The sequence below is a fragment of the Sphingopyxis sp. 2PD genome, assembly GCF_005503695.1.
GTDB lineage: Bacteria > Pseudomonadota > Alphaproteobacteria > Sphingomonadales > Sphingomonadaceae > Sphingopyxis.
Map to the genome: position 1 here is coordinate 255972 of NZ_SCMU01000002.1, position 18404 is coordinate 274375.

The window sequence follows — 18404 nt, forward strand, 5'->3', positions numbered from 1 at the left end:
GTCATGCTTCTCCGGGGATCGAGCGTTCGCCGACGACCGACAGACCATAGCCCTCCAGCCCGACGAGATTATTGTGCGACGGGGTCAGCAATTCCATCGCGTGGACGCCGAGGTCGGCGAGGATCTGCGCGCCGATGCCATAGGTGCGAAGGTCCATGCCGCCGGTCGGCGGCGGGGTCGCTTCGGCCTCGGCCGATCCGGGCAGTGGGCGCATCAGCATGACGATCAGGCCCGATCCGGCTTCGCCGATTGCCTCCATCGAGCGTTGCAGGCGGCGCTTTTTCGGCCCCGGACGCCCCATGATGTCGTCAAAGATCGACACCGGGTGCATACGGACTAGGGTCACCCCGGCGGGTTCGACCGCGCCCTTTTGCAGCACCAGATTGACGCTGCCGTCGATCTTGTTGCGATAGGATTTCAGCCGCCAGTCGCCGCCATAATCCGATTCGAAAGGCTCGTCGGCGACGCATTCGACCAGCCGGTCGTTACGGTGGCGATAGGCGATGAGGTCGGCGATCGTGCCGATCTTCAGCCCGTGGCGCCGCGCGAAAGGAATGAGGTCGTCGAGCCGCGCCATCGAGCCGTCGTTGTTCATGATCTCGCAGATCACCCCCGACGGGTTGAGCCCGGCGAGCCGTGCGATGTCGACCGACGCCTCGGTGTGACCGGCGCGCACCAGCACGCCGCCATCGCGCGCGATCAGCGGAAAGACGTGGCCGGGGGTGACGATATCGTCGCGGCCCTTCGATGCGTCGATCGCGACCGACACGGTGCGCGCGCGATCGGCGGCGGAGATACCGGTGGTGACCCCCTCGCGGGCTTCGATCGAAGTGGTGAAGGCGGTTTCGTGGCGGGTGCCGTTGGCGCGGCTCATCAGTTCAAGGCCGAGCTGGTCGACGCGCGCCTTCGTCAGCGTCAGGCAGATCAGCCCGCGACCATGCGTCGCCATGAAATTGACCGCGTCGGGGGTCGCCATCTGCGCCGGAATGACAAGATCGCCCTCATTCTCGCGGTCCTCGTCATCGACCAGGATGAACATGCGGCCGTTGCGCGCTTCGGCGATAATCTCTTCGGGCGTCGCCATCGGCGACAGGTCGCTGCCGTGCGCCAGCCAGTTTTCCAGCTTGCGCAATGTTTCGGCGGTGGGATTCCAGCCGGGCGATTCGAGGTCGCGCAGGCTGTTGGCATGCAGCCCCGCCGCGCGGGCAAGGCCCGACCGCGACATGCTGCCGTCATCGACGATGGCGCGGATGCGCTCGATTAGCTGTGTGGACATGATCGGGATGTCTCACACTGTAATGTGATTGTCAATCAGGGAATCACATTGATCCCGTCAGTTCGGGCCGAAGCTCGGCCCCAGATCGCGAACCGGACCATCGGGCTTGGCGTCGAGAATCGCCGTCAATTGCCCGGTGCGGTCGTCGCGCTTGGCGTAGTCGCGCGCCGACATGCCGGTGACATGATCGGCCTTGTCGGGGTTGGCGCGGTTGCGCACGAGCAGGCGAACCATGGCGACATTCTTGGTCTGCACCGCCAGAATCAGTGCTGTTTCGCCGCGCCGATTGGTCTGATCGACGGGCGCCTTGGCGTTCAGCAGATCCTGCGCGCCGTCGGTGAAGTTGAGCAGCGCGGCGTGCATCAGCGGGGTCATGCCCTGGCGATCGGCGATCGCCGGATCGGCATCCTTGGCGAGCAGAAAACGCAGCCAGGTCGCGTCGCGGCGCTTGGCGACGATTGCCAGCGCGGTCTCGCCGGTGTCGGCATTGCGCGTGTTGATCAGCGTCGCATCGTCTTTCAGCGCTTCGGTCGCCTTGGTCCCGTCGCGGTTTTCGACCGCCTGCAAAAAGGCGTAGCCGCCGCGGAACTGCGCTTGCGCCGGGCCATGGAGCAAGCCGGTCGTGGCGACGAGCGCGAGAGACAGGGCGGCGATGCGGAACTCCGCGCGTCGGAACATGATCGGGGTGACCCTTGGCAAGCATCGGCGCGACATCGCGACGACAATAGTTGATTTTCGCGGCTTAGCCGACCAAGGCTGGCCGCATGATGAATATTGCGAATATGGGACAAAAGCTTGTCCGTGCAAGCCTGATCGTCGCTTTCGGCGCGATGCTGGCTGGATGCGGCGGTCCCGTCGATGCGCCGCCCGCGACCCCGCCGCTCGAAGGGGCGCGGATCGGCGGGCCCTTCACGCTGACCGACCAGAATGGCAAAACGGTCCGCGACAGTGATTTTGCGGGCAAATACCGCCTCGTCTATTTCGGCTACAGCTTTTGCCCCGACATCTGCCCGGTCGACCTGCAAAAGCTGATGCGCGGGCTGGCCGCTTTCGAAAAGGCCGACGCCGCGCGCGGGGCCAAGGTCGCGCCGCTGTTCATCACCGTCGATCCGGCGCGCGATACCCCCGAAGCGCTGAAGCCGTTCGTGGCGCGCTATCATCCGCGCCTGCTTGGCCTCACCGGCACCCCCGAACAGATCGCGGCGGTCGCGAAGGCCTTTGTCGTCACCTATAACAAGGTCGATGGTTCGGCCCCCGACCGCTATTTGATGGCGCACAGCCAGCTCGCCTTCCTGATGGACCCCGCGGGCAAGCCGCTGGCGCTGCTGCCGCTCGACGATCCGTCGACCGATGCCGATGAAGGCGCGCCCGCAGCGGTTGCCGCCGATCTGGCGAAGTGGGTCAAATGACCGCGGATGCGGCGCCGCCCCCCTTTTGGGAAGCGCCGCTCGCCAGTCTCGACGCGGGGCAGTGGGAAGCGCTGTGCGACGGGTGCGGCAAATGCTGCCTGCACAAGATCGAGGATGAAGATACGGGGCGCATCTATCCGACCAATGTCGCGTGCCGCCTGCTCGACCTGACCACCGCGCGTTGCGGCGATTACAAGCATCGCCGCCGCCATGTCCCCGATTGCCTGACGCTGACCAAGGCCAAGGTGGCCGATATCGAATGGTTGCCGCAAAGCTGCGCCTATCGCCTGCGCGCCGAAGGCGAGCCGCTCCCGGCCTGGCATTATCTGGTGTGCGGCGACCGCGACGCGGTGCACCGCGCCGGGCAGTCGATCGCCGGCTGGACGGTCAGCGAGAATGTCGCGGGACCGCTGGAAAATCATCTTGTCGAACGCGTGGTTTAATTCGCGCGCCGAGGCGCCCTACATCCAGGTCGGCGACGACGCCTGGCCGGTGCGTGTCGTCCAGCACGCGCAATCGCGGCGCTACCGCCTGATATTCGACGCCGCGCGCGGCCAGTTGCGGCTGACCGTGCCGCGGCGGACAAATATCCGCGCGGCGCTGAAATGGGCGAGCGAGCAGCAGGGGTGGCTGGCCGAACAGGTCGGCAAGGCGGCGCTGCCGGTGATCGTCGGTCCGGGCGCTTCGGTGCCGTTCCGGGGTATCGATCGCCGGATCGAATGGCTGCCCACGGCGCCGCGTGCAATCGCAATGACGCCCGATGCCCTCCACGTCGGCGGTCCCGCCGAAACCGTCGGTCGCCGCGTCGAACGCTGGTTGAAAGCGCAGGCGCTCGACCTGCTCGACCGCGAAAGCCGCGAGATTGCCGCTGGGGCGGGGCTGGCGGTTGGCCGTGTCGGGGTCGGCGATCCGCAGAGCCGCTGGGGGAGCTGCACCTCGGGTGGTGATCTGCGCTATAGCTGGCGGCTGGTCATGGCGCCCGACCATGTCCGCCGCGCAACCGTCGCGCACGAGGTCGCGCATCTCGAACATATGGACCATGGCCCCGCCTTCCATGCGCTGGTCGACGAGCTGCACGACGGTGATGTTGCCGCCGCCCGCGGCTGGCTGCGCCGCGAAGGGCGCAGCCTGCACCGCTACCGCTTCGTGGCCTAGACCTTAGTTGAACTCTGCGGGTGGCGGTCGCTGCGCGGGCGCCTTTGTCGCGGGCGGTTGCCCCTTGGGCACCGCCCCATTTTTGGGCGCCGCGCCGGGCTCGCCGGGGCCGCGCCGCCCGGTCTGCTCCTCGATCCACTGCTGATCGAGCACCGGGCCGTTTTCGGGCGCGGGCGCGGGTGCGGCGCTTTCGGGCGGTCGCATGTCATAGGGCAGCTCGATCGGCATGCCATTTTCGTCGACCAGCGCGCCTTCGCCGGGTTCGCCCATATAGGCCTCGTCCTCGTCCTCGAGCTGCCATTCGGGCAGCACGACTTCGGTGTCGAACGCCTCGGCCGGGCGCCGCGCCACCGCGACGCGCATATAATCGGCAAAGGCCTGCGCGGGCGCGCGCCCGCCCTGCAATCCGCCGACCGCCTTCGCATCGTCGCGGCCCATCCACACGCCGGTGGTCAACCCGCTCGAAAAGCCCAGGAACCAGCCGTCCTTGTTGCTCGATGTCGTGCCGGTCTTGCCCGCGACGGGGCGGCCGATCTGCGCGGCGCGGCCGGTGCCGGTGTTGACCGCGGTCTGCAGCAGGTCGGTGATCCCCGCGGCGACCCAATTATCGACCAGCACCTGCCCGCGTTCCGCGGGACGCTGATAGAGCAGGCGTCCGTCGGCGGTCGTGACCTTGGTGATCGCATAGGGTTCGACCGAAATGCCGCCGCGCGATACCGCGGCAAAGGCGGCGGCCATGTCGATCACCCGCACTTCGGCGCTGCCCAGAACCATCGACGGATGGGTGTTGACCGGGGTGGTGATGCCGAACCGGCGCGCCATGTTGGCGACCGCGGAAAAACCGATTTCGTCGCCGAGCTTCGCCGCGACGGTGTTCACCGAATAGGCAAAGGCGCTGCGCAGATCCATCGGGCCGGCGAAGCGTCCCGACGAGTTGCGCGGCGACCAGCCGTTGATCGTCACCGGCTCGTCGACCACCGGATCGTCGACCTTATACCCGGCCTCCAGCGCCGCCATATAGACGAACAGCTTCCACGCCGATCCCGGCTGGCGCAGCGCCTGCGTCGCGCGATTATAGTTCGACGTCACATAATCGGTGCCGCCGACCATCGCGCGCACCGCGCCGTCGCGGTCGAGCGAAACCAGCGCCCCCTGCACCCCGCGCGGCGTATTGGCCTGGATCGCCGCGGTCGCCGCGCGCTGCATATTGAGGTCGATCGTGGTGTAAACGTCGAGCGCCTCGCTGCCTTCGTCGATCAGCATGTCGAGCTGCGGCAGTGCCCAGTCGCTGAAATAGCGCGCGCTGTTCTGCCCGGTTTCCTGTGCCAGCTGGACGTCGGCGGGTTTGGCACTGTCGGCCTGGCTCTGGGTGATCACCCCGGCGTCGACCATCACGCTCAGCACGACCCCCGCGCGGCCGAGCGCAGCGGACGCGTCGGCGGTCGGCGAATAACGCGACGGCGCCTTCACCAGCCCCGCGACGACTGCGGCCTCGGACAGCGACATTTCGGTCGCGCTATGGCCAAAGAAACGGCGCGACGCGGCATCGATGCCGTAGCTGCCGCCGCCGAAATAGACCTTGTTGAGATAGAGTTCGAGGATCTCGTCCTTCGAAAATTTCCATTCGAGCGCGAGCGCGAGGATCATTTCGCGCGCCTTGCGCTTGAAATCATAGCTGTTCGACAGAAAGATGTTGCGCGCCAGCTGCTGGGTGATCGTCGAGGCGCCCTGCAGGCGTCGTCCGCTGCCGCGATTCTGGACCGCAACCACCGCGGCGCGCGCCATGCCGACCGGGTCGAGCCCGGGGTGATAGCGAAAGCGCCGGTCCTCGACCGCGACCATCGCATCCTGCATCACTTGCGGCGTTTCGCGCAGCGTCAGCCAGCGCCCGTAATTGGGGCCGAGCGACAGGAACACGGTGCCATCGGCGGCGCGGACGCGGATCGTCTGTCCGGCAGGCGATTTCTTGAGCTCCTCGAAACTCGGCATGCGCTGCACGGCGATACTGACGGCGACCGCCAGCGCGACGAGCGCAACGACCGCGAGCGCAAGCCCCCAGCGGAAAATGCGGCGCACCCAGACGCGAAAGCGCGACGGCGCGGCGTCGGACGTGCCGCTCCGGCTAGTGGACGATGGCGATTGTTTCGACGAAGCCTGCTCTCTTTCGCGGCGCAAAGCCCGTATTCCTTCCCTCGCTTCGCCCCTGATCTCTCAGTCCGGTGGCAGCGTTTCAGCCTTCGCCGGTCTCAGCCTCATCCGGCCCGCGCTCGGCGAAGTCAAGCGCCGCGCTGTTGATGCAATAGCGCAGCCCCGTCGGGCCGGGGCCATCGGGAAAGACATGGCCGAGATGGCCGTCGCATTTGGCGCAGCGCACTTCGGTGCGGACCATGCCGTGGCTGGTGTCGGTCAGTTCGGTCACCGCGTCGTTTTCGGCGGGTGCAGTATAGCTCGGCCAGCCCGAACCGCTGTCATATTTGGTGCGGCTGTCGAACAAAGGTTCGCCGCATCCGGCGCAGCGATACAGGCCGTCGCCCTTGTGGTCGGTATATTTGCCGGTGAAGGCGCGTTCGGTGCCGCCCTCGCGCAGCACATGGTGCGCCATCGGGTCGAGGGGTCTTTGATCGGTCATGGCGGATTTCTCCTTGGTGCGAGCCAGTCTTGGGCGGCATCGCGGTTCGCCCGCAATATCGTGTCGAACCCGCGATCCCGCAAGGGGGAGCTGCTCAGCCGTCGCCGATGCGCGTCGCGCGCGAGGCCGCGCGCACCAGTGAAGGAAAGGCGTTCGCGAGCGATGTCAAACTGCCCGCGGTCCGGGGGTTTTCGCCGAGCCGCCAGACGGTGCTCGCGATGGCGAAGGGCCGCCGCAGGCGCGCCGCCAGCGCTTGTTGGAACGCGGGGGCGGCATCGCTGCCGCCGCGCCGCCACGCCGCCACCGCCGCGTCGCCGCTGGCAAGCGCCAGCCCCATGCCCTCGCCCGCGAGGCTGGGGATCACCCCCGCCTGATCACCAAGGCGGAACAGTCCGGGCGCGGTATCGGCGCTGCGCCAGCCATAGGGGACGTGGCCGATCGCATCGATCGACCGCGACCAGTCGGCGAAGGCGCACCGCTCGCCAAGGTGCGGATGTGCGGCGCCGAGAGCCCGAAGCAGCGCCGCGGGATCGCCGCCCGCCGCGTCGAGCCGCGATTTGTGCGTGGCGAGGCATAGATTGGCGCTGCCATCCTCTTGCCGCACCAGCCCGGCATAGCCGCGGTCGAACAGGTGCAGCTCGACCGCATCGCCGATCAGGCGATCGAGCGTAGGGTGCGGCGGCACCCGCAGCCGCAAGCCCATGACGGGGTCATGTTGCTGCCATGCCGCGGGTTTGCGCGCCTGGCCGCGAAAGCCATGCTTGCCCGACGCCAGGAATAGCGACGGCGCCGAAAGGGTCGCGCCGTCGCGCGTCTGCACGGTCTGGCCGTCGATCATTGTCGCATGGACACCGCGCCACATATCGGCCCCCGCCGCGACCGCCGCCGCCTGCAGGACGGTGTCGAGGCGGCGACGCGATACCCCCAATGCGGCTTGTGGAAGGTCCGTCTCGCTGCGCCGCGACCCAGCAAACAGCCGCACCCGCGTGACCGGCTGCCCGCCGAGCGCGGCGCGATCGATCCCCAGCGCATCGAGCCGTGCCAGCGAATGCCAACTCAGGAAACCCCCGCACAGCGCGTCGTCGGTTTCGCGTGTCCTCTCGAGTAACTGCACGGCGGCGCCAGCGCGCGCCAGCCCGATTGCCGCGGCGGCACCCGCGGGTCCAGCGCCGATGACGATCGCGTCGGTCACCTGATCCGCTCGACGCAAAGGCGATAGGGAAAGCTGCGAAAGATACGCGCTTCGGCGGCACTGTCCGGTAGGGCGTCCGCCAGCATCGCCCGCCATTCGGCGCGGCGAAAGCTGCGACCGACAGACAGCTGGCCATCGCGGCGCACGATCGGATCGACCCACGCGAGCGCCGCGAGCAGCGGATAACCGGCAAAGGGCAGGCGTTGGCGGTGGAGGTCGTTGACCAGCCAGCCGCGCGCACTCTCGGTGTCCATGAAACGCAGGAATTCGGTGCGCTCGGCGGCACGCATATGGTGGGTGACGAGGCTGGAGAGGATGATGTCCCACCCCTGCCCGGCCAGATCGCGGTAATCGCCGGTGATCAGCTGGGCGCGCCCGCCGACCCGTGTTTTGGCGACCGGGGCGCTATTGGGGTTGAGATCGACCCCGACCAGATCGAGCGCGACCCCGCGCTTGCTCCCCCAGCGGGCGATCCGCGCCAGCATGTCGCCGCTGCCGAAACCGACATCGAGAATCCGCCATGGTCTTGTCCCGACCCCACGCGCTGCAACGCGATCCAGAAAGCCCAACGTCGGGCGCGCCGCCAGCGTCAGCGCGTTGATCCGCGACAGGTCGGCGAGCACCCGGGCGTAGCGCGCGGGGGCGAGCTCGGCCGCGTCCATCTCCTCCTCCGCGTCGATCGGCGCGTGAAGACTGGTGAAGGGGTTCATGCCGTGAAGCGGATCGCTTCGGCGGCAAGGCCCGGGCCAAAAGCGATCGCCAGCCCCTCGCCCGTCGCCCCGCGCGCCATCATGTCGGCGAGCACGAACAATATCGTCGCCGACGACATATTGCCAAAGCGCGCGAGCACTGCGCGGCTGTCGGCGAGCGCCGCCGCCGGGACGCCAAGCGCCGCCTCGACCGCGTCGAGCACCGAACGCCCGCCCGCATGGACCGCGAGCAGCGGCGGCGGGCCCCCGGCGCCGAACAGCCGGCTGCGAACATCGGGCGCCGACAGCGCATCGCGCAGCCGCCCCGGAACTTCGCCCGACAATTGCATGGCAAAGCCGGTGTCGCCGATGTCCCAGCGGATCAGATCGGCGCTGTCCTCCAATGCCAGGCTGGCGCCCTCGCCCAATGCCAAACCGACGGGATCGGCGGACACGATTGCCGCCGCGGCGCCGTCGCTGAACTGGAGCATCGCGAGCAGCGGTTCGGGCGTGTCTTCGAGTTGTAGGTGCAAGGTCGACAATTCGACGCTGACCACCAGCACGACCGATTGCGGCTCCGACCGCACGATATGCCGCGCGGTGCGCAGCGCGGTGACCCCGGCGTAGCAGCCCATGAAGCCGATCAGCACGCGCTCAACCGTCGGCGCGAGGCCGAGCCGCCGCGCGAGGATCTGGTCGATCCCCGGCGCGACAAAGCCGGTGCAGCTCGCGACGACGATGTGGGTGATCCGCGCCGCATCGAACGCGTCACCCAGCGCGGCAATCGCCTCCATCGCGAGCTCGGGGGCATGGTCGGCATAGGCGCGCATCCGCGCCGACGTCGGCGGCAGCCCGGCGACGTCGTAGAAGCCGCCCGACGCGACCGGCGATCCGCCGTCGGAGGTGGGGGGCAGCACCGACCAGCGATGCTCGATCCCCGACCGCGCGGTCATTCGCGAAAAGACCGCGCGCACGCGCTCGTCGGCGAGCCGCGGGGTCGCCCAGTCGATAAAGGCCTGGTGGATGTCGTGGCCCGGCACCGCGGTGGCGAGCGCGTTCAGCCGGGGGGACGGCGGGGATGTGGTCATCGCGCACATGTGGCCGAAAAGCCGGAAACTAGCCAGCGATTAGCGGTGCGGCCATTTTACGCGGGATTAACCATGATGATGCTAAGCCGTCCGCTGTGAAACTGCGCCTTTTCCTTGCCTTTGTGCTGACCAGCCTCAGCGCACCCGCGGCGGCGGCGCAGTGCCTGCTCTGCGCGCCCGACAAGGCATCCGGCGCGGCGGCGCGCGAGGCCGAGGTGCCGCTGCGCGTTGAGGTCGAAACCCGCCTCGACTTGGGCCGCGTTGCGGTCGGCGCGATGGGCGGCGCGGTGACGGTCGATCCAGTCTCGGGCGCCCGCCGCCTCAGCGGCGACGTCGTCGATCTCGGCGGTTTCGCACTGACCGGTATCGTCACGGTACGCGGCGCGCCCGGCGCCGAAGTGCGCGTCATCCTGCCAGCGAGCGTCGATCTGGAAGGCGGCCATGGCCGCACCGCGCGCGTCACCGACCTCGCTACCGACCTGTCAGCGGCCCCGCGGCTCGGCCCCGACGGCCGCCTGCAATTCCGCTTCGGCGGGCGACTACAGATCGCGGGCGCCGACGACGGCGACTATCGCGGGCGGATTCCGGTGACGGTGGAGTATCAATAGGGCGGATGCAATGTCAGAACGCGGTCGTTCATTCTGCCGCGAGTGGCGGAGAGCCAGTGATTGTTCCTACCCAAAAGAGTCCATCATAATTCGGTAGCGGATCGCCGTCGGTCGGTGAGGTAACGGAGATAAAGGGGCTGCGGTTCAAGTCCGCATTTCCCCGCATCGGATGCAGCCCGCACGTCGGCGTATCTTCGGTGAGAGACGTCTCGTCACGCGCAGCTGCCGTCGCTTTTCGGATGCAGGCCCAGCTGGTGCCAGCGGCGTACTGCATATTCAAGGTCAGGGTATTGCCGAATCCGTTCAGACGCGCGGCCATCGGATCGAACTGGACGCCATCCCAATTAACGCGCTGTTTTCCAGCATGAAAATTTCCCACGAGCACTAGGACGCGATCGTAATTTCCCTGTTCGGCTGCGTGCGCGATATTCTCGGCCTGCGCCGCTTCGTGGGGTCCTTGCCCCGCCAAATTGGCATAGCGCTTTGCTTGCGCTTCATCGCGATCGCCATTGAACGCGACGACGCCAATGGGCAGGCCTTTTTCTTTCAATTCGTGCAGATCCACCAGCATCGCGAACATCGCCTGACTGGCGACGCCATCCTGACGCCCCACCCAGCCGATCTTTGCCAGCGCCTTGCCGAACTGATCGCTCGGCAATTTCCACGCGGCTTGCAACGCGGCGTCGTCGGTCGCATCCTTCTCAACGGCCAACAGAATTCGCTCGCCCTTGGTGGCCAGTGCGCAGGCCAGACTACCGACGAAGGCTGGTGCTTGCTGGGTGCCGTGCAGCTCGCCAAAGACGATATAGCGCGGGTTTCGCCGTTCCGCTTCGTCCCATCCGTCGGGTTCGCGGCACCCCTCCGCTTGCGGCACCGGCGCGATCGGGCTTGCGCTCACTTGTCCCGGATCGGACGCCACCAAAAGCAACAGACCCGCCATCAGCGTCATAACCGCATCTCCAAACGCAAATCATCGGCTCGAGGCATAGTCCGGCTTTTACGGCGAGTGACCGGCCAAAATGACCTAGTTCCCCCGCGCCCCAAACAGCGCGGTCCCGACGCGGACGTGCGTCGCGCCCAGCATCACCGCGGTTTCATAATCGCTGCTCATTCCCATCGAGCGCCCCGGCAGGCCGTGGCGTTCGGCTAGCTCGTCTAGCAGGGCAAAGAAGGGCGCGGGCTCGATGTCTGCAGGGGGGATGGCCATCAGGCCGTCGATCGTCAGCCCCGCCGTCTCGGCTTCGGCGAGTAAAGCGGGCAGGTCGGCGACCTTGCAGCCGCCCTTTTGCTCCTCGTCGCCGATATTGACCTGTACGAACATCTGCGGCTGCCTGCCCGCCTTGTCGCAGGCTTTCGCGAGTGCCTGTACCAGCGACGAGCGGTCGACCGAATGGATGGCATCGAACAGCGCGACCGCTTCGTCGGCCTTGTTCGATTGCAGCTGGCCGATCAGGTGGAGCATGATGCCGGGGGTTTCGGCGCGCAATTCGGGCCATTTCGCCGCGGCTTCCTGCACGCGGTTCTCGCCGAAATGGCGCTGGCCCGCCGCGATCAGCGGGCGGATTGCAGCGGCGTCGTGCGTTTTCGACACCGCGATCAGGCAGATGTCATCGGCCTTGCGGTGCGCGCGCGCCGCCGCATCGGCGATTCGGGCCTGTACTTCGCGCAGTCTGTCCGCTGTGTCGCTCATCGATCATCCCGTCCCGGCGCGTTGCGTGCGCCTGCGACGCGCCTATAGGAAGGGCGATGGTCCGACGCCACCCCCTGCCGCCGCAATGGCTGTTCAGCGACGAGCGGTTGGCGGCCGGTGTCGTGCGATTGGCCGCATTGCTGCCGCCGGGCAGCGGGATCGTGCTGCGCCACGACAGGTTGAGCGCTGGCGCGCGCTGGCGCCTGTTGCGGCGGTTGATGCGAATGGCGCGGGCGCGGGGGCTAGTGATTTTGCTTGCCGGGTCGCCCGCCATGGCGCGGCGCTGGGGCGCCGACGGGGTTCACCTCCGCCAGCATGATGCGCGCCGCGCGGTGCAGGCGCGTCGGCTCGGTCTGCTTGTCACGATGCCGGTGCATGACGCGCGCGAGGCGCGCGCCGCGCGCCGCGCAAAGGCCGACGCGGTCTTCATCTCACCGCTGCACCCGACACGCTCGCACCCTGGCGCCAAGGCGCTTGGCACAGTGGAGTGGTCGCGGCTGGCGCGGCTCGCGGGCGGTCAGCCGATCGCGCTCGGCGGGATGACGCGCACCCGTGCCCAAATGCTGAACCGTCGGACGAGCGGACTGAAACCCGGCTGGGCAGCGATCGATGCGTGGGAGAAAAAGGCGGCGCGGCGCGGGGTAAAGGCTGCGTCGTTATTTGGGTCAGAGCGAGTCGAAAATCGTGACGTTCCGTGACCCGGAGCGCAGCGCACTTAATGTGCGTGAGCACCGTAAGCGCGGAAGGTTGCTATTTGCAGGCCGCTATGGCCCGAACAGCGATGCAGCCTAGAAGCGGAAGGCGGTTCCGACATAGACCGCCTGGCTGTCGCGACGCGAGTCGGTCAGCGGTTCGACGCGGTCGTCGGCGCGGTAACGGACGCCGGCCGTGACATCGATATTCTTGGTCAGGCGATAGCTGCTGACCACATCGACCGCCGCGGCATCACCCGGTGCGGTGATGCGATCGGTCGCGCCGCTCGGGTCGGCGGGGCGGCTGATCATCCGCGTCGCAAAACGCGATTTCTTTTCGGCCTGTTCGGGCGCCTTGGCGACCGGCAGGTTCCTGAGGTCGGTCCCGCGCGGCAGCGTCGGGGTGACGAATTTTTCGAACCCGACCGACGCGCCCAGATTATAGGCGACGGGGGTGATCGCGATCGGCGCTGTGCGACCCGCGGCAATGGCCGAGGTGCGTGCGGCGCTCGATGCGTCGTCGCGCGCCCGAATCACAACAGTGATCGCGCGGTTCTTGCGGCTGTTATCGGTGAGCGCGGGCGTGAAGCTGAAGCTGCGGCGCTGTTCGGCCGACATCTTGGCATAGCGCGCGATCAGGCGGGGGTCGCCCGAAGCCGGCGTGAATTGACCCAGCAAAGTTTCGGACAAGGCGGTGTCACGGATGCGTTCCGAGCGCGACATGGCAGCGAGCGCAGGCGGCAAGGCAAGCGAAATCACCGCCAAAGCGGTGAGACTGCCCTTCCAAAAATGCCGCGGTTTCCGCGTCATGACCCTGCGACTCCAACCCCAAGTGATTCACGAGATAGGCTGCCTGCGACCATTTTGCCAGTGATTCCCGGCTAATTATTATGGCCAAACCGCTTTTCGATGAAATTGTTGCGCGATCACCACAGTCGCTCGGCGAATCTGACCAGAATCTGAACCGCGCCAGCGCCGAAATTGCCGCGCTTGCGGGGCGGCGGCAAGGGCGATAGAGACGCTGGCAATATCGTTCTGCGCGGCGCGGTTCATGCGATCCGGCCGCGCCCAAATAGATAAGGTGTTACCGGCATGTCCCAGCTTTCCGTCCTTGCTTCGCGTGGTCGCCGTCCGATCGCGTTCGCGCTGCTCGGGCTTGCCGCGCTTGGGCTTTCGGCATGCGCCAACAAGGATCGGCCGCGCGCCGACCTCGCCGCCAGCCAGGTCACGACGATTGGCGTCAACAGCTATTTGTGGCGCGCATCGCTCGACGCGCTGTCGTTCATGCCGCTGCTCCAGGCCGATTCGTCGGGCGGCGTCATCATAACCGACTGGTACGCGAACCCGGGCAATCCCGGCGAGCGGATGAAGGTGACGGTGTCGATCCTCGACCGCGACCTGCGCGCCGATGCGCTGCGCGTTGCCGCCTCGCGCCAGGTGGCGCAGGGCACCGCATGGGTCGACGCGCCGGTCCAGGCAGCGACCGTTCAGAAGCTTGAGGAAATCATCCTCACCCGCGCCCGCGACCTGCGCCGCAGCGCCTTCAAGGACTAATCGGGCGGCGCGGCTTCGCGCCGACCACCAGACAAACGGGGTAACCGACAAATGACCCGCGAACCGCGCTTTGGCGCCCTCGCCGCCGACGCCCGCTGGCAAAAGGCGTGGGAGGCGGCGAACAGCTTTGCCACCACCGACAGCAGCGACAGGCCCAAGGCCTATATCCTCGAGATGTTCCCTTACCCCTCGGGACGCATCCACGTGGGCCATGTCCGCAATTACACGATGGGCGACGTGCTGGCGCGGTTCAAGAAAATGACCGGGCATGACGTGCTCCACCCGATGGGCTGGGACGCGTTCGGGATGCCGGCCGAAAATGCCGCGATGGAAAAGGGCGTCCATCCGGGCGGCTGGACGCGCGACAATATTGCTGCGATGCGCGCGCAGCTGAAACGCCTCGGCCTCGCGATCGACTGGAGCCGCGAGCTCGCGACGTGCGAGCCCGATTATTACGGCCAGGAACAGGCGCTGTTCCTCGACCTGTTCGCGGCGGGGCTGGTGACGCGCAAGGAAAGCTACGTCAACTGGGATCCGGTCGACATGACCGTGCTCGCCAACGAGCAGGTCATCGATGGTCGCGGCTGGCGCTCCGGCGCGCTGGTCGAAAAGAAAAAGCTGTCGCAGTGGTTCCTGAAGATCACCGACTTTGCCGACGATCTGCTCGAAGGGCTCGGCAGCCTCGACAAATGGCCCGACAAGGTGCGGCTGATGCAGGAAAACTGGATCGGCAAGTCGCAGGGGCTGGAATTCAGCTTTAAACTGGCGGGCGGCGCGCCGGGTTTCGACGTCTTCACGACGCGCCCCGACACGTTGTTTGGTGCCAGCTTCGCGGCGATCTCGCCTGACCATCCGCTTGCCGAGAAACTCGCGAAGGATTCGCCCGAGCTGGCGGCGTTCATCGCCGAATGCCGCCGTCAGGGCACCGCCGCCGAGCAGCTCGATACCGCCGAGAAAATGGGCTTCGACACCGGCATTGCGGTCGAACATCCGCTCGATCCCAATTGGCATCTGCCGGTCTGGGTCGTGAACTATGTGCTGATGGACTATGGTACCGGCGCGATCTTTGGCTGTCCGGCCCACGACCAGCGCGACCTCGATTTCTCGCGCAAATATGGCCTGCCCGTTCACCGCGTGATCGCCGATGGCGACGAAACCGCCCAGCATTTCACCAGCGATGAGGCCTATACCGGCCCGGGCCGCCTCGTGAACAGCCACTTCCTCGACGGCATGAGCATCGACGAAGCCAAGGCGGCGGTCATCGCGCGCGCCGAGCATGAAGGCTGGGGCAAGGGCACGACTGTGTGGCGCCTGCGCGACTGGGGCGTGTCGCGCCAGCGTTATTGGGGGACGCCGATCCCGTTCATCCATTGCGACGCGTGCGGGACGGTGCCGGTCCCCAAGGGCCAATTGCCCGTCGTGCTGCCCGAGGATGTCGATTTTTCGGTCCCCGGCAACCCGCTCGACCGCCATCCGACGTGGAAATATGTCGCTTGCCCGACCTGCGGCGGTGCGGCGGTGCGCGAGACCGATACGCTCGACACCTTTGTCGATTCGTCCTGGTATTTCCTGCGCTTTGCGAGCTCGCCGAGCGACCGGCCCTTCGACCCGGCGGTGATCCGCCGCTGGCTGCCGATCGACCAATATATCGGCGGCGTCGAACATGCGATCCTTCACCTGCTGTACGCACGCTTCTGGACGCGCGCGCTACACAAGATGGGGATGATCGACATCGTCGAACCCTTCGCCAGCCTGTTCACGCAGGGGATGGTGACGCACGAGACGTACAGCCGGTCGCAGGGCGAAGGCCTGCCGCCGATCTTTTTCACGCCCGACGAGGTTCGCCGCAGCGCCGATGGCGCAACGCTCGAAGCTGATGGCGCGCCGGTCGACGTCGGCCGCGTTATCAAGATGTCGAAGTCGAAGAAGAATGTCGTCGATCCCGACGCGATCCTCGACCAATATGGCGCCGACGCCACGCGCTGGTTCATGCTGTCCGACAGCCCGCCCGAACGCGACCTGCCGTGGAGCGAGGCGGGGATCGAGGGGGCGTGGCGCTTCGTTCAGCGTCTGTGGCGCCTGTTCGGCGAGACCGAAAATGTCGGTGATGGCGGTGAGGACTCGGGCCTCGCGCGCAAGCTGCACCAGGCGATCGCCGGGGTCGCCGCCGACATCGAGGCGCTGGGCTTCAACAAGGCGGTCGCCAAAATCCACGCGCTGGCGAACGACATCGAAAAGGCGAAACCTTCGGCGACGCGCGCGGAGGCGTGCCTGACGCTGATCCGCCTCGTCGCGCCGATGCTGCCGCACCTAGCCGAGGAAGCCTGGGCGGCGCTGCCCGAAGGTCGGCGCACCACGACGCTGATCGCCGATGCCGCCTGGCCGACCGCCGATCCGGCGCTGCTGGTCGACGATGAGGTCACCATCGCGATCCAGATCGCGGGCAAGCTGCGCGATACGATGACGGTGGCCAAGGGGCTCGACAAGGATGCCACCGAAACGGCCGCGCTCGCGCGCGCCCGCATCGTCGAACTGCTCGGCGGTGCGGCGCCGAAGAAGGTGATCGTGGTCCCCGACCGGCTCGTGAACATTGTTGTTTGACACGCGGGTCTTGGAATCTATCGCCCCCACTTCCGTTCGCATCGAGCGAAGTCGAGATGCGTCTGGCACAGCATCAGCGTGTCTCGACTTCGCTCGACACGAACGGGATTTGGGGGCATCGTCCGACCATGCGTAACCTTCTCATCTCGTCGCTCATCGCCGCCTCGCTGACCCTTGGCGGCTGCGGTCTGCGGCCGCTCTACGCGAACGGCAGCCGCGGCGCGGTGGCGACGGTGCTCGCCGATGTCGATGTCGCGCCGATTGAGGGGCACTCGGGCTGGCTCGTCCGCAACGCGCTGCGCGACCGGTTGCAGGCGACGCAGGGCGGACAGGGCGCGGGCAAGCGGCTGCGGCTCGACGTGCGGCTCGAGGATTCGATCACCGGCTTTGGCGTCCGCGCCGACGATGCGGTGACGCGCGAGCGTCGCACGCTGCGCGCCCGTTACCAGCTCGTCGATGCCGCGAGCGGTGAAGTGCTGCTCGACGCGACCGCCGCCCAAGATGCCGGGATCGACGTCGTGGGCAGCGAATATGCGACGATCGCCGCCGAATCGTCGGCGCTCGAACGGCTCGCTTCGGGGATTTCGGATCAGATCGTCACGCGGCTCGCGGTCTATGCCAATCGTGGCGGCGGCCGGACGGCGACCTCCGCGCCGACCCCGTAGCCGGCGATGAAGACGGTCAAGCCCGCCGATCTCGAACGCCAGTCGCGCCTCGACCCCGCGCTCCGTTTCACCCTGCTGACCGGTCCCGACGAAGCGACGATGGCCGCGGTCGCCAGCCACCTAGTCGGACTGGCGGGCAAGGACGCCGAACGGGTCGACCTGTCGGGATCGCAGCTGGCGCAGGATCCTTCGCTGCTCGCCGCCGAAGCCGCGTCGATGTCGCTGTTTTCGTCGGCGCGGATCATCCGCCTCGAACTCACCGGCAGCGGCGACGACAGCGTCCCCGCAGTCGAGGCGCTGCTGGCTGCTGACACCGTCATCAACCCGGTGATCGCGACCGGCGCATCGGTCACCGCCAAGTCGAAACTGGTCAAGCTGGTCGAAACGTCCGATCACGCCGTCGCCGCGATCTGTTATCAGCCCGACCGCCGCGCGCTGGTCGGCATCGCGATTAGCGCCGCCGAGGAGCAGGGATTGCGGCTCGCCAACGCCGAAGCGCAATTGCTGGTCGATCTGGTGTCGGGCGATCAGGCGCTGATGCGGCGCGAGATCGAGAAGATGGCGCTGTATCTCGACGCCGCCGCCGATCGCCAGCGCCAGGTCACTCCCGCCGACATCGCCGCGCTCGGCGCCGCGACGCATGAGGAAGACGTCAGCGAATGCATCAATGTCGCGCTGGGCGGCAAGGTGCGCGACCTGCCCGACATGCTGGCGAAGGCCGCGGCGGTGGGCGTCGCCGAAATCCGCATCATCCGCGCGCTGGCGATCCGCGCGCTGGCGCTGGCGCGACTGCGCGCCGAGGTTGATGCCGGGGCGCATCCCGCCACCGTCGTCGCGGCGCGCACCAGTGGTATTTTCTGGAAGGAACGCGACGCGGTTACGGCGCAGCTGCGCATCTGGGATTCGGTGCGCGTCGCCCGGTTGATGAGCCGCCTGATCGAATGCGAACGCGCGCTCAAATCATCGGGAACGCCCGGCGGAGTACTGTTCCGCAAGCTGATGACCGACATCACGCACCAGGCGGCGCGCGCGCGGTAATAACTCAACCGGTCCTGCAAAATTCGAACCCTAGCCATGAGCCTGTCGAAGGGCGCTTATCGGCATAAGCGCCCTTCGACAGGCTCATGGCTACGGTGATAGTGGCCGGCGCCCAAAG

The 18404-nt window shown here is 67.2% G+C and carries 20 protein-coding genes; 9 read left to right on the forward strand and 11 right to left on the reverse strand.

Going from position 1 to position 18404, the window contains the following annotated elements; genetic code table 11:
* Position 1: 1 nt before the first annotated feature.
* Together ribB and FFS18_RS03070 are read right to left on the reverse strand one after the other, a co-directional pair.
* A complete protein-coding gene (gene ribB, locus FFS18_RS03065; protein WP_137869700.1) occupies positions 2-1276 on the reverse strand; it encodes a 3,4-dihydroxy-2-butanone-4-phosphate synthase in 1275 nt (424 codons plus the stop codon).
* A 57-nt stretch (positions 1277-1333) separates the two neighbouring features.
* Complete coding sequence (locus tag FFS18_RS03070) at positions 1334-1954, reverse strand: ankyrin repeat domain-containing protein (protein ID WP_137869701.1); 621 nt, start codon at positions 1952-1954, stop codon at positions 1334-1336.
* 86 nt (positions 1955-2040) lie between these two features.
* On the opposite strand from FFS18_RS03070, the gene FFS18_RS03075 reads away from it, so the two are divergent.
* Genes FFS18_RS03075 through FFS18_RS03085 form a run of 3 tightly spaced genes read left to right on the forward strand, consistent with a single transcriptional unit; the run spans position 2041 to position 3840 of the window.
* Positions 2041-2685 (forward strand): SCO family protein, encoded by a 645-nt coding sequence (locus tag FFS18_RS03075; RefSeq protein WP_171005203.1) that lies wholly within the window; start codon positions 2041-2043, stop codon positions 2683-2685.
* Positions 2682-3128, forward strand: coding sequence for a YcgN family cysteine cluster protein (locus FFS18_RS03080; protein WP_137869702.1), 447 nt, complete (start codon positions 2682-2684; stop codon positions 3126-3128). Before FFS18_RS03075 ends, FFS18_RS03080 begins: the two co-directional genes overlap by 4 nt.
* The gene (locus FFS18_RS03085) at positions 3082-3840 is read left to right on the forward strand and encodes a M48 family metallopeptidase (protein WP_137869703.1); all 759 of its coding nucleotides are present in this window, start codon (positions 3082-3084) and stop codon (positions 3838-3840) included. Before FFS18_RS03080 ends, FFS18_RS03085 begins: the two co-directional genes overlap by 47 nt.
* 3 nt (positions 3841-3843) lie before the next feature.
* On the opposite strand, the gene FFS18_RS03090 is transcribed toward FFS18_RS03085, so the two are convergent.
* The 5 genes from FFS18_RS03090 to FFS18_RS03110 all read right to left on the reverse strand — a co-directional run bounded on the left by FFS18_RS03090 (position 3844) and on the right by FFS18_RS03110 (position 9447).
* On the reverse strand, positions 3844-6015 hold the full coding sequence (locus FFS18_RS03090) for a PBP1A family penicillin-binding protein (RefSeq protein WP_171005204.1): 2172 nt from the start codon (positions 6013-6015) through the stop codon (positions 3844-3846).
* Positions 6016-6070: 55 nt separating this feature from the next.
* Complete coding sequence (gene msrB / locus FFS18_RS03095; RefSeq protein ID WP_120217761.1) at positions 6071-6469, reverse strand: peptide-methionine (R)-S-oxide reductase MsrB; 399 nt, start codon at positions 6467-6469, stop codon at positions 6071-6073.
* 94 nt (positions 6470-6563) lie between these two features.
* A complete protein-coding gene (locus FFS18_RS03100) occupies positions 6564-7661 on the reverse strand; it encodes an NAD(P)/FAD-dependent oxidoreductase (RefSeq protein WP_249340265.1) in 1098 nt (365 codons plus the stop codon).
* Positions 7658-8371, reverse strand: a complete 714-nt coding sequence (locus FFS18_RS03105) for a methyltransferase domain-containing protein (RefSeq protein ID WP_232014745.1) — start codon at positions 8369-8371, stop codon at positions 7658-7660. Before FFS18_RS03105 ends, FFS18_RS03100 begins: the two co-directional genes overlap by 4 nt.
* Complete coding sequence (locus FFS18_RS03110; protein ID WP_137869705.1) at positions 8368-9447, reverse strand: type III polyketide synthase; 1080 nt, start codon at positions 9445-9447, stop codon at positions 8368-8370. Before FFS18_RS03110 ends, FFS18_RS03105 begins: the two co-directional genes overlap by 4 nt.
* 86 nt (positions 9448-9533) lie before the next feature.
* Between FFS18_RS03110 and FFS18_RS03115 the strand changes: the two genes are divergently transcribed.
* Positions 9534-10046, forward strand: coding sequence for a DUF4402 domain-containing protein (locus FFS18_RS03115; RefSeq protein ID WP_249340266.1), 513 nt, complete (start codon positions 9534-9536; stop codon positions 10044-10046).
* A 28-nt stretch (positions 10047-10074) separates the two neighbouring features.
* Here FFS18_RS03115 and FFS18_RS03120 read toward each other — a convergent pair whose 3' ends face one another.
* Both FFS18_RS03120 and FFS18_RS03125 read right to left on the reverse strand, forming a co-directional pair.
* A complete protein-coding gene (locus FFS18_RS03120; protein ID WP_137869706.1) occupies positions 10075-10995 on the reverse strand; it encodes a hypothetical protein in 921 nt (306 codons plus the stop codon).
* 75 nt (positions 10996-11070) lie between these two features.
* Positions 11071-11736, reverse strand: a complete 666-nt coding sequence (locus FFS18_RS03125) for a YggS family pyridoxal phosphate-dependent enzyme (RefSeq protein ID WP_137869707.1) — start codon at positions 11734-11736, stop codon at positions 11071-11073.
* Between the two features lie 56 nt (positions 11737-11792).
* On the opposite strand from FFS18_RS03125, the gene FFS18_RS03130 reads away from it, so the two are divergent.
* Entirely contained in the window at positions 11793-12434 is a 642-nt protein-coding gene (locus tag FFS18_RS03130; protein WP_137869708.1) for a thiamine phosphate synthase, read from the forward strand.
* Between the two features lie 90 nt (positions 12435-12524).
* Here the strand turns inward: FFS18_RS03130 and FFS18_RS03135 are convergent, their stop codons facing one another.
* Complete coding sequence (locus FFS18_RS03135; RefSeq protein ID WP_137869709.1) at positions 12525-13238, reverse strand: hypothetical protein; 714 nt, start codon at positions 13236-13238, stop codon at positions 12525-12527.
* 78 nt (positions 13239-13316) lie between these two features.
* Positions 13317-13481, reverse strand: coding sequence for a hypothetical protein (locus FFS18_RS17355; protein ID WP_171005205.1), 165 nt, complete (start codon positions 13479-13481; stop codon positions 13317-13319).
* Between the two features lie 39 nt (positions 13482-13520).
* Here FFS18_RS17355 and FFS18_RS03140 point away from each other — a divergent pair, with 39 nt between their 5' ends.
* From FFS18_RS03140 to holA, 4 genes are all read left to right on the forward strand, one after another.
* Positions 13521-13982: a DUF3576 domain-containing protein gene (locus FFS18_RS03140; RefSeq protein ID WP_120217767.1), complete on the forward strand. Its 462-nt coding sequence runs from the start codon at positions 13521-13523 to the stop codon at positions 13980-13982.
* Between the two features lie 51 nt (positions 13983-14033).
* Positions 14034-16583 carry a leucine--tRNA ligase gene (gene leuS, locus FFS18_RS03145; RefSeq protein WP_137869710.1) on the forward strand — a complete coding sequence of 850 codons (2550 nt, stop codon included), beginning with the start codon at positions 14034-14036 and terminating at the stop codon, positions 16581-16583.
* Positions 16584-16711: 128 nt separating this feature from the next.
* Positions 16712-17248: an LPS assembly lipoprotein LptE gene (lptE, locus tag FFS18_RS03150; RefSeq protein ID WP_137869711.1), complete on the forward strand. Its 537-nt coding sequence runs from the start codon at positions 16712-16714 to the stop codon at positions 17246-17248.
* A 6-nt stretch (positions 17249-17254) separates the two neighbouring features.
* Positions 17255-18286 (forward strand): DNA polymerase III subunit delta, encoded by a 1032-nt coding sequence (holA, locus tag FFS18_RS03155; RefSeq protein WP_137869712.1) that lies wholly within the window; start codon positions 17255-17257, stop codon positions 18284-18286.
* Positions 18287-18404: the final 118 nt, after the last annotated feature.

Excerpts from the sequence above, each read along its gene's own strand:
- leuS (WP_137869710.1), top strand. The coding sequence starts at position 14,034 with ATGACCCGCGAACCGCGCTTTGGCGCCCTCGCCGCCGACGCCCGCTGG.
- FFS18_RS03140 (WP_120217767.1), top strand. The coding sequence starts at position 13,521 with ATGTCCCAGCTTTCCGTCCTTGCTTCGCGTGGTCGCCGTCCGATCGCG.
- FFS18_RS03105 (WP_232014745.1), bottom strand. The coding sequence starts at position 8,371 with ATGAACCCCTTCACCAGTCTTCACGCGCCGATCGACGCGGAGGAGGAG.
- FFS18_RS03075 (WP_171005203.1), top strand. The coding sequence starts at position 2,041 with ATGATGAATATTGCGAATATGGGACAAAAGCTTGTCCGTGCAAGCCTG.
- FFS18_RS03125 (WP_137869707.1), bottom strand. The coding sequence starts at position 11,736 with ATGAGCGACACAGCGGACAGACTGCGCGAAGTACAGGCCCGAATCGCC.
- msrB (WP_120217761.1), bottom strand. The coding sequence starts at position 6,469 with ATGACCGATCAAAGACCCCTCGACCCGATGGCGCACCATGTGCTGCGC.
- FFS18_RS17355 (WP_171005205.1), bottom strand. The coding sequence starts at position 13,481 with ATGAACCGCGCCGCGCAGAACGATATTGCCAGCGTCTCTATCGCCCTT.
- lptE (WP_137869711.1), top strand. The coding sequence starts at position 16,712 with ATGCGTAACCTTCTCATCTCGTCGCTCATCGCCGCCTCGCTGACCCTT.
- ribB (WP_137869700.1), bottom strand. The coding sequence starts at position 1,276 with ATGTCCACACAGCTAATCGAGCGCATCCGCGCCATCGTCGATGACGGC.
- FFS18_RS03130 (WP_137869708.1), top strand. The coding sequence starts at position 11,793 with ATGGTCCGACGCCACCCCCTGCCGCCGCAATGGCTGTTCAGCGACGAG.
- FFS18_RS03135 (WP_137869709.1), bottom strand. The coding sequence starts at position 13,238 with ATGACGCGGAAACCGCGGCATTTTTGGAAGGGCAGTCTCACCGCTTTG.
- FFS18_RS03085 (WP_137869703.1), top strand. The coding sequence starts at position 3,082 with ATGTCGCGGGACCGCTGGAAAATCATCTTGTCGAACGCGTGGTTTAAT.
- holA (WP_137869712.1), top strand. The coding sequence starts at position 17,255 with ATGAAGACGGTCAAGCCCGCCGATCTCGAACGCCAGTCGCGCCTCGAC.
- FFS18_RS03070 (WP_137869701.1), bottom strand. The coding sequence starts at position 1,954 with ATGTTCCGACGCGCGGAGTTCCGCATCGCCGCCCTGTCTCTCGCGCTC.
- FFS18_RS03080 (WP_137869702.1), top strand. The coding sequence starts at position 2,682 with ATGACCGCGGATGCGGCGCCGCCCCCCTTTTGGGAAGCGCCGCTCGCC.
- FFS18_RS03120 (WP_137869706.1), bottom strand. The coding sequence starts at position 10,995 with ATGACGCTGATGGCGGGTCTGTTGCTTTTGGTGGCGTCCGATCCGGGA.
- FFS18_RS03110 (WP_137869705.1), bottom strand. The coding sequence starts at position 9,447 with ATGTGCGCGATGACCACATCCCCGCCGTCCCCCCGGCTGAACGCGCTC.